Genomic DNA, 12,479 nt, shown 5'->3' with positions numbered 1-12,479 from the left:
CAGATGAAAATGGTTCGCAATCCGTAATCCTAAAATGCGAGTTCAAAAAGTCTGATTTTCAGTACCGAGAAGGTTGTATGAAGAGTAGGGACTGAGGAGCGGAGCGTAGTGGAAGCTACGTGAGCACCGGAAGTCCCGTCTGAATGCAAGATTCGATGTCGACATACTCCCCCCGAGTTACTTCGTAATCAAAATTGGAATTTTTGAACAACCTTTAAAAGTCAGGTGATACCGAATGATGATAAAACCATTAATTGAATTTTGCGCCAGCAATATGCACCATGGCACGGACGAGGTTATGCGCCGTTTCGAAGAAGACGACGATTATGAAACGACCGAATATGGCTGTCTGGGCAATTGCGGCGAATGTTACCTTAGCCCTTACGCGCTGGTGGACGGAACAATCGTAGCCGTCGACGACGTGGATCAATTATACGAGGCGATAATCGAGTCGCTCAAGCAGCAGCAAGCCGATCGCGAAGCGCTGGACAAGCTGCTGGACGACCTTGATTAACCAAGATGGCGCTTGGAACGCCAGAGCACGCCGCTCTTGACGAGACGGGGAACACGGCCAAGAATCGGCGTGCCGCCCATAATGCCGAAGCCGCTTTTCTTGCCGAGCGAGCCAAGAACGCCCTTCAGCTTAATCTTGCCAAGCCGCGGCGTCTTGTCGTGCCAGATCGCGTGCAGCACCTCTGCGATCTGCTTGCCCTGAGCGCCGGCAGCTTGACCGCTCGGAGAGAGCGGCAGCGCCGCACAGTCGCCTACGACGTACACATTGTTATGATCGGGCAGTTGGTGATAAGGATTCAGAATTAGTCTACCCTGATTGTCCTTAGGCAAGTCCATGCGCTGTACAAGCTCCACCGGCTGAATGCCGGCCGTCCATACGGTAACATCCGTATAGATGGGACCCGTTGAATTGGCGTCGTAAAGAATGCCTTGCTCGAGGCGGGTCAGCCCCACATGGCCGCGCATCTCGACTCCGTGCTCCATGAACCAGTCGGCGACGAAGTTCTGCAATCTGCCGGGGAATGCCGACAGCACCTTTGGTCCGCGATCCAGAATGCGAATGTTCAGATCGGGCCGGCTCTCGCGCAACTCGGCTGCAACTTCCACTCCGCTTAATCCGCCTCCGACAATCGTCACTTGCCCGTAGGGCTTCACATCATTTAATTGCGCATAAGTTTTCCTGCAAGCCGAAAATGTCTGGATGCTTGTCGAGAACTCCTCGGCGCCTTCGATGCCGTGATATTTGTCCGTGCATCCGAGACCGATGACGAGCCAGTCATAGGAAAGAGGCTCATGGCCTTCCACGTGAACAAGTTCGTTCTCCATGTCGATATCCGTAATTTCGCCGTAAGCATATTGGACCCTGGAGTCGACCGGGAATTTCACGCGCAGCTCGAGATCCGAGACCGTTCCTGCCGCAAGCGCGTAATATTCCGTCTTCAGTCCCTGGAATGGCATTCGATCCACAAGCGTAATGAAAACGTCATGCGGCAGGCCATGTTCAATCAATTCGTTCACGATGGCGGCGCCGCCATAGCCGCCGCCTAATATAACTACATTTCTCATTTCGTTTTCCAACTCCAAGAGTTCGTGATGTGTGATAGTAGGTTGCGCCTGAGAGATAGGGATTACTCATTCATAAATCTTGATTTCGTTGTAGAAAGTGTCACGTTCGACCGGGATGCGACCCGCTCCCTTGATTAACCAGATCAGATCCTCGCGAGTAATGCCTTCGGGTGTCAGAGCACCCGCAGCGTGGCTGATCTTTTCCTTTACGATCGTGCCATGCGCATCGGAAGCGCCCATCGTAAGAGCAACCTGGGTCAACTGAACGCCGATGTTGATAAAATAAGCTTTGATATGCTGGAAGTTGTCCAGCATCAAACGGCTGATCGCAATCGTCTTCAGATCCTCGAACGCCGAATTTCGGCGGCGAATGCCTGCTTTTGGATTGATTGGCTGCATCGAGAGCGGGATGAACACGAGGAAGCCGTTCGTCTCGTCTTGCAGCTCGCGCAGATGGATAAGATGGCGAACACGGTCTTCCTTCGACTCGATGGATCCGTACAACATGGTCGTGTGAGTGCGCAGTCCGAGGTTGTGCGCCGTGCGATGGACGTCGAGATACTGCGATACATCCGCTTTGTCCACGCGCATCTTCTTGCGGTAATGATCGGACAGAATCTCTGCGCCGCCGCCTGTCAGCGACTCCAGTCCTGCCTTCATAAGCTCCTGCAGGACCTCCTTGTAAGACAAGCCGCTGATCCGCGAGAAGAAGTCGATCTCGGCAGCCGTATATGCCTTCAGCGTAACTTCCGGGAAACGAGCCTTAAGCGCCTTGAGCGAATCCACATAATATTGGAAAGGCACATGCGTGTTATGGCCGCCCACGATATGGAATTCTCGCACGCCCGGGTGGAAATGCTGCTCCACATAGGCGATCATTTCCTCGCCGCTAAGCGTATAAGCGCCCGGATCTCCTTCGTCCTTGCGGAAGTTGCAGAACGCGCAATGCGCTTCGCATACGTTGGTGAAGTAGAGGCTCATGTTCTCGATAAAATATACCTTTTTCCCGTTCTTGCGAATCGCAACCTCGTTGGCAAGTTGTCCGATTGTAAGCAGATCATCCGATTGATATAAGAAAACGCCGTCTTCAAGCGACAAGCGCTCTCCATGACGCACTTTGTCGACGATAGACATCATCTGTTTCTCTTGCGTAGGTACGATTACGTTCATGGCGACGCCTCCTTGATCCCGTGCCCGATTGTGCGGTCCATCCGCATAAGGCTTGGGATTCACGATAGTTACTGTTATGGTTGGTTTGTGAAAAAAATAACACAAGATGAAACGGCCATGCCGTAATTGGGCGGCGCAGCGCGTTTCATTCCGAGAAAAAATCATTCGATTTTCTGTAACCATTATAAACCTCACACGTAGCAGGGGCAACCTAAAAAAGTATGGGAGTTGTCTAAGAGGCTCGTCCAGCGTCTATTAGGGGCCAGGAAAACGTGTTGCTTCTTGAGCATCGCGTCCCGCTGGAGTATACTATGGATAAGTAAGTGAATGGAGGGATGAAGCATGATCACAATCAGTGAGCTTGCATCTGAGAAAATAAAAGAAATGCTGGAGCAGGAAGCTACGCCGGGATTATCCCTGCGCGTCGGTGTCAAGGAGGGCGGCTGCAGCGGCTTCTCGTACGGCATGGGCTTCGACGATGAAGTGAATGACGGCGATCACAAGCTGGAGTCGAGCGGTATTCCGGTGGTCGTAGATTCGGACAGCATCAAATATTTGAACGGTCTCGTCATCGATTTCCAAGAGTCCGCCATGGGCGGCGGGTTTACAATGGATAATCCGAACGCCAGCGTTACATGCGGCTGCGGCTCCAGTTTCCGTACGGCGAAGGACGCGGGCAAGCCGGCTGCCGAAGGCGAGTGCTAAACATCGGAGCTCAAGATTGATTGGCGAACTTTTTCGCCCCAGCCTCCCAGCTGTCCCGGGTTATTCCTTCCGGGCGGCGAGGGAGGTTTTGTTGTTTTTAAGGATTCAAACAAAATTGGACTTTTTTGAACAACCTTTGTAAGCGTATAATAATAGGAGACTCTACTTCAGAACAGGATGAATGCCGATGATTACACCGCTTGGCAGGAGCATTCGCGATTTCCGCCTTATCTACAAGAAGTTGCTTGTCTTCGAATATTTGTTTATGCTGCTGACAAGCTTCGCGATTCTTCCGCTGCTTAATTATATATTCAACAAAGTGATGTGGGTGGTCGGCACCGGATCGTTGCTTAATAACGACATCTACAGGCTGGGATACAGCTACGAAGGCGTTGCCGGCCTGCTTGCGATCGGAGTGATCGCTTCGTTCGTGCTGTTTATCGAGCTGGGCGTCGTCATTACGATTGCCCAGAAACATTATTTTGGCCAAAACGTGCTTATCGCGGATTCGCTCCTGACGACGCTGCGCAGAACGCCGCGGTTGTTCGGCTTCGGTCTGGTCCAGCTTCTCTTCTTGCTGCTGGTCCTTATCCCGTTCGTCGATTCGCCGTTATCGGAAGCGTTTTACCGGCTTTTTAATGTACCGATCTTTCTGAATACGCGAGTGTTTAACGGATCGCAGCTGATGATTGCCATCTATATACTGATCGTGGCGATTACGTTGTACATTGTGCTGCGCTGGATATTCGTCCTGCACTTTATCGTGCTGGAAGGGCAGAGCATTACCGAGGCGATCCGCAGCAGCTCGGCGATGACGAAGGGCAAGCGTCTCCATTTGTTTTTCGCCCTGTTCGTGTTTAACGGACTCGTGCTAGGCATCGGATTCGTGCTGATTACAACGGTATCTTATTTGCCTGCATGGCTGGACAATAATGTGCTTAAACTGTTTACGGACCACTATACCCTGACGCTGTCGACGCTGCTTGCCTATATGCTGACATTGTTAGTGATGCCATTTAACCTGATCTATCTGACAAGGCTCTATTACGAATATGGTCTGCGCTTCGGCATAGATGTGGAGGATCGGCTGCAGATGTCGCGCAGCTTGCTGTTAGGTAGGCTGGAGCGGCGTATTACGAAGCTGCTGTCCAGGGTGAAACGGAAGCGGATTGTGTATGCATCGCTGGCTCTTGTCTATCTTTGCCTGGCGCTGCTCGTCAGCTACAAGGCGAACGACAGTCTCGTCTATGCGAAGTGGAACGTCCTCGTGTCCGCGCATCGCGGCGACTTCGAATCGGCGCCGGAAAATTCTTTGCAATCCGTCCGCACCGCGATTCAAAAGGGCTACCAATCGGTGGAACTGGACGTTCAGCTGACTGCGGACGGAACGGTCGTGCTGCATCATGACTATCAGTTGCTTCGCATGGCGGGCCTCAAGAAGCGGGTCAGCGAGCTGACGTACGATGAACTGTCCAAGCTGACCATCGGCACCTACGAAATTCCGCCGGAGGGCGAGGAGGCAGGAGAAGAGAAGCAGGGCGAGATCGAGATTGTGAGGATCCCGCTGCTCTCGGAGGTGCTGGCGGAGGCCAAGGGCAACATCAAAGTGCTGCTGGACCTTAAGCCATATGGGGACGGAGAATCGCTGGTCCGCGAGGTTGTGGCGCTGGTGACCGCGTTCGAGATGGAGGAGGACGTCTACATCCAGTCGTTCGAAAGCAAGTCGTTGTCGCTCATCCGCGCGCTGAACCCCGACATCCGCATCGGACAGATTCTTTACTTCGCTTTAGGAGATTTAACGACTCTGGATGTTGACTTCTATACGATCGAGCAGGTCATGCTGACCAACAAGCTGGTCGACGAGGCGCATCGTCATGGCCGCGAGGTGTGGGTTTGGACGGTCAACAGCAGCCGCAATATGAAGGAAGTGCTCAAATATCGGATCGACGGCATTATTACGGACTATCCGGCGCGGGCGCAGACCATGGTGGAGCTTGACCTCTGACGGGAGAACGAATATTGAGGCAAGGAGGCAAGGGATGCCGTGTACAAAATATTTATCGTGGAGGATGACGAGAAGATTGCCGCTATTCTAAGGGGCAGAATGGAGCAATACGGCTACGAAGCCTCAGCCGCGACGGACTTCAGGGACCTGCTGCCGCAACTTGAGGCATTTGGTCCCCAGCTTGTGTTGCTGGACATTAACTTGCCGTACTTCGACGGTTATTATTGGTGCAGGCAAATTCGGACGCGCTCCAGCGTGCCGATCATCTTTATCTCCGCACGGGCGGGGGAGATGGATCAGGTGATGGCGATCGAGAACGGCGGGGACGATTACATTACGAAGCCGATCGCGCTGGAACTGTTGATGGCAAAGGTGAGAGGCGCGCTCAGGCGGGTTTACGGGGAATACGCGACGCCAACGCAGCAGCACGCAGGTCCCTTTCAAAGCGAAGCGGCATTGGGCGTCAATGCCGGCATTGCGGTATCCGGCGTAGCAGGGCTTTCGGCGGGAGGATTGAAGCTGTATCCCAGCCGCAACGAGCTGGAGTGGAGAAAGAAACGCGTCGAGCTGACGAAAAACGAGTGCCTGCTGGCGGAATGCCTTCTAGGCAAGCCGGGACATATTATTCCGCGGGAGCAACTGCTGGAAGCGTTATGGGATGACGTGCAGTTCGTCGACGACAACACATTGACCGTAAACGTCACCCGCCTTCGCAAGAAGCTGGAGGAGCTGGGGCTGCCGAAGATCATCGAGACGGTTCGGGGGCAAGGCTACAAGCTGTCGATGGAACAACTGGAGGATGACGGGCATGAGGCATGAGGGAGCATCCTCCGATACTTACGTTACCGGGCGCGAAGGAAATATGCTGTGGGTGTTCTTAAAGGACAGGCTGCTTTATATCGTATGTATAATCGTCATTGTCCTGCTCGCCGTATCTTTGTTGATGCTGGAGATGGCACGATATCCCGGCATGGTGGAACCTGGGACCGTCTATTATTTTCTGTTATTGGCCCTCGTCGCGCTTATTGCCTGGTTCACGGCGGATTACTACCGCCAAAGATATTTCCTTAAGCAAGTGAAGGAAGCTCTTGCGCGTACGAACGACTTGCAGTCCAGCGCGATCGTAACGGCCGGCGTCACGGGCGAACAGAGACTTGTCATGGAGCTGCTGCAGGAGCAGCACCGCGCATTCCTTGGCGAGCTTAGCCGGCACCGTCGCAGCCAGGAGCTGCAAAACCATTTTGCCCTCCAATGGGTGCACCATATGAAGACTCCCCTCTCCGTGATTCACTTGCACATGCAAGAAGGAGCAGAGCGGGGCTGGAGCACGGAGGAGGAGCAGCAGGCGATGGCAGCCAGCGTGCTGGAGGAGACGGAGCGGCTGACGCGAGGACTGGAGATGATGCTGCATACGGCCAGGCTGGACAAGTTTGAGCTGGATACGCATATTCGAAGGCTGCCGCTGCATGAGCTCGTACGGACGACGATTAATAATCACAAGCGGCTGCTCATCCGCCACTCCATCTATCCCAAGGTAGAGGGAGAGTTATGGGTGGAATCCGACGAGAAGTGGCTGGTTTTTGTTCTTCAGCAGCTGGTGAGCAACTCTATTAAATACAGCAAACATAAACCGGGCTCGAAGACGCTTGCCTTCCGTCTGCGCGAGCTGGAGGATGGCAAGGCTGAGCTGGCCATAGCCGACGAAGGCATTGGCATCGCGCCGCAGGATATTGGTCGCGTCTTCGACGCCTTCTTTACCGGAGAGAACGGACGGACGACGGGCGAGTCGACGGGGATGGGGCTTTATTTGACGAAGAAGGTGCTTGATAAACTCGGTCACAGCGTGAAGATTCAATCGGAGCTGGGAGCGGGTACGACGGTCATACTGACTTTCCGGCCGGCCGGCATACATGTGATGGCGTAAGGAGACCATGCGGCAAGTTCGAACGTGACAACAATGTAAGGTTGCGGGGACTATTTTGAAAGGCAAATCGATGGGTTGCTCCTCCGGTATGGGTCTATACTAACGGTATGGAAATCAATAAGAGGCAATAGAGGAGGAGCAAGAAAGCGATGAGCGTACTAAGAGCGCAAGGTCTTGGCAAAATATATAGCAGCAAAGGCAATGTCGTATACAAGGCATTGGAGGATATCGATCTCCAGGTAGAAGCAGGGGAGTTCGTAGGCGTTATGGGACCGTCGGGGAGCGGCAAGACGACGCTATTGAATCTGCTTGCGACGATCGACCGTCCTACTTCGGGGACAATCGAGATTAACGGCGTCAATCCCGTAAAGCTCATGGAGAACAAGCTGGCGCTGTTCCGCCGCCGGGAGCTCGGCTTCGTCTTCCAGGACTTCAATCTGCTCGATACGTTGTCCATTCAGGAAAATATTATTTTGCCGCTAGTGCTGGAAGGCATGAAGCCGGCGTCCATCTTGCAGCGGTTATCCCCGATCGCGGAAATGTTGGGCATCTCCGCCATCTTGAACAAGCGCACCTACGAGGTGTCCGGCGGACAGAAGCAGCGCGCGGCTATCGCGCGGGCGATCATTCATCAGCCTTCGCTCGTGCTGGCGGACGAGCTGACGGGCAATCTCGATTCCAAGTCGGCAAAGGATGTTATGGATGCGCTGAAGGAGATGAACGAGAAGCTGAAGGCTACGGTGCTCATGGTCACGCATGATCCGTTCTCCGCGAGCTATTGTGAGAGAATCGTGTTTATCAAGGACGGCAAGCTTTTCTCCGAGATTCGCAAGGGCGGCAACCGTCAGGCGTTCTTTCAGCAAATATTGGATGCGTTAAGCGTGTTGGGAGGGAATTTCGATGACGTTCCGTTCGCTCGCGCTTAGCAATGTAAAGGGCAATTGGAGAGCGTACGGCGCGTTTTTCCTCAGCAGCGTATTCTCGGTCATGATCTTTTATATCTATGCGGCATTCATCTATCATCCCGATGTAGTAAGCGGGCATATTTTGCAAGCGGACAAGGTCCGTTCCGGCATGACGTTCTGCCTGTACTTGATTATCATCTTTTCGTTCATGTTCATTCTCTATTCCAATTCGGCGTTTTTAAAGACGAGAAAGCAGGAGTTCGGTCTATTCTCGCTGTTCGGCATGACAAAGAAGCAGCTGCGCAAGCTCGTCGTGTACGAGAACATGGTCATCGCAATACTAGCGATCGGCATGGGCATTCTGCTCGGCGTATTGTTTAGCAAGCTGTTCTTTATGGCGTTGGGGGCGCTGCTGGATATGCAGGAGAGCATCGCCTTCGCCGTTCCGCTGAAAGCCGTATGGTTAACCGCCGGCGGGTTCTTCGCCCTGTTCCTTGCCATCTCGCTCTGGACGGTGGTTCGTATGGGCCGCACGGAGATTATTGATATGCTAAAGGCGGCCAGAAAGCCGAAGGGCAGGCTCGTCTACTCGCGCTGGCTTGTTACGCTTGCCGCGGCTTGCCTTCTATCGGGATATGCAATGGCATACATGATGGATTCGAATACGTTCGTCGTGCTGTCGCTGCCGATTCTCGTGACGGTCGTCGTTGGCACCTACTTCCTGTTTACGCAGCTCAGCGTTCTGCTTATCGGATGGATTCAAAATCGGAAGGGCATCTACTATGGCCGAACGAACATGCTGATCTTCGCCCAGCTCGGCTACAAGATCAGAGACAACGCACGAATTCTGTTCGTCGTCTCCATACTGAGCGCCGTTATTCTAACCGCCATGGGAACCGTCTATATTATGCAGATTCAGAGCAGAGAGCAAATGCTGGAAAGCTCGCCTTATTCGCTGGCTTACGTTGAAAAAGGCCTCCATTCGCAGGAGGTCATCGATCAGAAGCAGCTTCGCGAGATTCTGAAGTCGGATGGTTACTCCATATCGAGAGAAACGAAGACGGTCGGTTTAGCTTTGGAACAATACCATCTCACCTTTGAAAACTCCAGTCGGGAGATCGGATGGGAGAACTGGGAGGAGTCCAGCCCTGAATTATCCCTCTTCATCATATCCGCAACGGATTACAACAAACTTGCGAAGCAGCAAGGAGAACCGGCCATTAAGGTCGAAAGCGGCAAGTTGACTTTGCTGTATTCCAATAATTTCAGTACGACGTTAGGTCCCGGAAGGGCTGTCGGCGTACTCAATGGAAAACGCTTCGAAATGCCGGTCGCGGATTCCGCGAACGTCAAAGTCGCGAACAACTGGATTGATTCGAATTTCTATACAATGGTCATGGATGACCTGAGTTTCGTAGATCTTCTCTCCGGCATGCCGGAGGAGGAGCAACGCGTTTTCTATGGCATTGAGCTAAAAAACTGGGAGAAGGCGGCGCCTACTGTCGCGAAGCTGTCGGAGCTCGTGCCCGAGACGATGAGGGGCGAAAAGGACTTCACGCGTCCCGAACGTTTTGTCGACATGAAGGCGGAGACATCGCTGATCTTGTTCATCGGTCTGTTCATTAGCTTATTGTTCTTTATCGCGGCAGGCAGCATGATCTACTTCAAGCTGTTTACGGAGCTGCAGGAGGATCAGTCCCAATATAAGGGACTGGCGCGCATCGGCATGACGCGCAAGGAAATTCGGCGCATCGTTGTCAGCCAGATCGCGATCGTGTTTTACGTCCCTTGCGCCGTCGGCATCGTGCACGCGCTGTTCGCGATGAAATCGCTCGACAATATGATGGGTTCGTCAAATTGGCTGTACTCCTTTGTCGTGATCGGCGCCTATATCGTCATGCAGACGCTGTACTTCTTGCTGGCAAGCGGCAGCTATATGCGCAGCTTGACTCGGGTAACGGCGGTTTAAGCAACCGAATAAAGGGTATGCCGACAACGAAAACCGGCCCGCCGCTTCCCCTTGAGGGTGGCGGCGGGCCGGTTTTGTTACCACATAAGAAAGTATTCGTTTTCGATCCTCGAAAACGACTTTCTTATTGGCGATAAAACCTACCTTATGCTTCCGAAGCGGCTTTGCTTTGCAAAGCTGGAGGTCGCTCATCGTCGAGAGGCCTCGATAGAGGTTTTCTCACGCGAGCAGCGAGGCTACGGATTCCATCCGCACCTCGCTGCCGCTGACGTATCCGCCAAAGGTCTGGCAGGAATAAGCGATGCTCCCGGACAGGTCGAGCAGCGTCAGACGACAGCCGTGTTTCGCGCCCGTATCGATGCCGATCCTTCTCGAATCCGCCCATAGCAGGCCTGACGGAGCTCCCAGCTTAAAGGTTGGCGTATGGCCAAATACGATACGGTATTTGCCTGGCAGCCTACTCTCCGGCTGAAGATAAAATTCCTCGCGGATTTCCGTCAAATCGCTTACGGTCTGAGATCGCAGCGTACGGCCGGGCCTTACGCCAGCATGAACGAACAAATAGGGAGGCGCTTTAATGTACAGCGGCAAGCTCCCAATCCAACTGGCATATCTGCGATAGGCTGAGCCTCTGCGCCTCAGCATCGAGGCTAGCTTTAGCTCCTGATTGCCCGGGATGGCCTTGGCGCCTCCTTCTACAAGCTTCTGCACAAAGTCAAGCGTGCTCCAGCTTGCGGGCTGATCCGCGTCGATATAATCGCCTAAAAGCATTAGCGTGTCGACGATCGGGTCGTACGCGGCAGCTTCCAGCAGTCTCTGGCAGCCATCCTTGTGTCCGTGTATGTCGGATATGACGAGCAATCGTGTTTCCGCGATTATGGATGACTGATGGATCACTTGCGATCGACTACCTTTCGTCCTCGTACTTGTACAGAGGGTTCTCATGTATAATATACAGCCGTCTCCCGCAAGAGGTCTCGGCGATTGCCCGCCGCGGTCCATTCGAACGAACAATGGACGACAAGCACGAATGGAATCAACTCCCGCGCTGCGCAGATGTTTTTAGGAAGCTGACCTCGATATGAAGCACCTCCGAGCGGCTGCCCGTTCGGACAGGCGGCCCCCAGAAGCCGAACCCCGAAGATACGATCGCGTGCAGCTTGCCCTTGCGCTTGTAGCCCCAGTCCAGCTCGAACATTCTCCGCGTGATGAGATGATTCGGAAACATCTGGCCGCGATGGGTATGGCCGGATAGGCTGAGATCGATGCCGCTTGCTTCGGCCTCGCCCAGTTCCAGCGGCTGATGATCCAGCAGAATAAGCGGCTTGGAGGCATCCAGCGGCTCTACCAGCTCGGCGATGGATTGGCGTCGATCCCGGCTGCGGCCTTCCGAAGCTTTGTCTTTGCGGCCGATCAGGACGAAGCTGTCTTCGATGACCACCGTTTCGTCCATAAGGACATGTACGCCGATTTTGCGCATCTCGTTCACGTATTCCGGAACCTTTCCTCCAAAGTATTCGTGATTGCCGGTAACGGCGTAGACGCCGAGCGGCGCCTTCAGCTTGCCAAACGTCGCTCCCATTCCTTTTCTCACGAACGGCTCCAGATCATCGTCCAGCACATCGCCCGGCAGAAGGATGATGTCGGGTTTAATCTCGCTTACTTTGGCGATCAGCCGATTAAGATGGCGATGACCGATGACAGAGCCAAGATGAAGATCGGACGCGACGGCGATGGTTAATCGGCTTCTGTCGCCGGCGCTTTTCTCGATGGCAATGTCGTATCGCCTGATGACGGGGCTCCACGCGTTGCGCGTGCCTACCGTCAGAATGAGCAGCAGCAGTAGAGCGGCGACGCTGCCTACGCCGACGACATAGACATTTCTGTCCGCTCCCGCGAGCATTAGCGCCAGAGCGGCTGCGTCCGTGATCGGCAGAAGAAGCAGGCCGTATTGCAGCAAGGCGAGCCAGTACGAGCCGATTAATTTGGCGGGTTCGGCTAGAAACCGCAGCGGCGTGGACTGACCCAGCCGTCCGATAATATACGCGAACGCGATCAATGCGACGACTATTGCGTAAGCGGGCCAAGCGCTCCAGCCGGTGAGCTCGGACATGAGCAGCCAGCCGTTCCAGCCGATATAGACGGCAATGGCGGAATAGATCGCGAGAAAGACGATAATCGTAAACAAAGTACGAGCTTTCATGAATGATCAGGCTCCTTTGC

The 12,479-nt window shown here is 53.8% G+C and carries 11 protein-coding genes; 7 read left to right on the top strand and 4 right to left on the bottom strand.

The features are described 5' to 3' along the window. Positions 1-238 precede the first annotated feature (238 nt). A complete protein-coding gene (locus tag KJW29_RS16180) occupies positions 239-514 on the top strand; it encodes a YuzB family protein (RefSeq protein WP_087570591.1) in 276 nt (91 codons plus the stop codon). Here the strand turns inward: KJW29_RS16180 and KJW29_RS16175 are convergent. Together KJW29_RS16175 and mqnE are read right to left on the bottom strand one after the other, a co-directional pair. After that, on the bottom strand, positions 511-1,578 hold the full coding sequence (locus KJW29_RS16175; RefSeq protein ID WP_214630556.1) for an NAD(P)/FAD-dependent oxidoreductase: 1,068 nt from the start codon (positions 1,576-1,578) through the stop codon (positions 511-513). The two genes, KJW29_RS16180 and KJW29_RS16175, sit on opposite strands and share 4 nt — an antisense overlap. Before the next feature lie 66 nt (positions 1,579-1,644). Then, complete coding sequence (gene mqnE, locus KJW29_RS16170) at positions 1,645-2,748, bottom strand: aminofutalosine synthase MqnE (protein WP_087570551.1); 1,104 nt, start codon at positions 2,746-2,748, stop codon at positions 1,645-1,647. Between the two features lie 342 nt (positions 2,749-3,090). Here mqnE and erpA point away from each other — a divergent pair, with 342 nt between their 5' ends. The 6 genes from erpA (at position 3,091) to KJW29_RS16140 (ending at position 10,256) form a co-directional block, all read left to right on the top strand. Then, the gene (gene erpA, locus KJW29_RS16165) at positions 3,091-3,453 is read left to right on the top strand and encodes an iron-sulfur cluster insertion protein ErpA (protein ID WP_087570552.1); all 363 of its coding nucleotides are present in this window, start codon (positions 3,091-3,093) and stop codon (positions 3,451-3,453) included. Between the two features lie 187 nt (positions 3,454-3,640). Then, positions 3,641-5,458, top strand: a complete 1,818-nt coding sequence (locus KJW29_RS16160; RefSeq protein ID WP_214630555.1) for a glycerophosphodiester phosphodiesterase family protein — start codon at positions 3,641-3,643, stop codon at positions 5,456-5,458. A gap of 39 nt (positions 5,459-5,497) precedes the next feature. Beyond that, positions 5,498-6,277: a response regulator transcription factor gene (locus KJW29_RS16155; RefSeq protein WP_214630554.1), complete on the top strand. Its 780-nt coding sequence runs from the start codon at positions 5,498-5,500 to the stop codon at positions 6,275-6,277. Continuing rightward, a complete protein-coding gene (locus KJW29_RS16150; RefSeq protein ID WP_246608740.1) occupies positions 6,267-7,382 on the top strand; it encodes a sensor histidine kinase in 1,116 nt (371 codons plus the stop codon). Before KJW29_RS16155 ends, KJW29_RS16150 begins: the two co-directional genes overlap by 11 nt. A gap of 149 nt (positions 7,383-7,531) precedes the next feature. Further along, complete coding sequence (locus KJW29_RS16145) at positions 7,532-8,308, top strand: ABC transporter ATP-binding protein (RefSeq protein WP_214630553.1); 777 nt, start codon at positions 7,532-7,534, stop codon at positions 8,306-8,308. Continuing rightward, entirely contained in the window at positions 8,283-10,256 is a 1,974-nt protein-coding gene (locus KJW29_RS16140; RefSeq protein ID WP_214630552.1) for an ABC transporter permease, read from the top strand. Before KJW29_RS16145 ends, KJW29_RS16140 begins: the two co-directional genes overlap by 26 nt. Before the next feature lie 219 nt (positions 10,257-10,475). On the opposite strand, the gene KJW29_RS16135 is transcribed toward KJW29_RS16140, so the two are convergent. Beyond that, complete coding sequence (locus KJW29_RS16135; protein ID WP_214630551.1) at positions 10,476-11,153, bottom strand: metallophosphoesterase; 678 nt, start codon at positions 11,151-11,153, stop codon at positions 10,476-10,478. A 139-nt stretch (positions 11,154-11,292) separates the two neighbouring features. Further along, entirely contained in the window at positions 11,293-12,459 is a 1,167-nt protein-coding gene (locus tag KJW29_RS16130) for a metallophosphoesterase (protein ID WP_214630550.1), read from the bottom strand. Positions 12,460-12,479 lie beyond the last annotated feature (20 nt).

The organism is Paenibacillus agaridevorans (assembly GCF_018604145.1).
GTDB classification, from domain to species: Bacteria; Bacillota; Bacilli; order Paenibacillales; family Paenibacillaceae; genus Pristimantibacillus; species Pristimantibacillus agaridevorans.
This window is presented reverse-complemented; position numbering and strand designations above follow the sequence as displayed.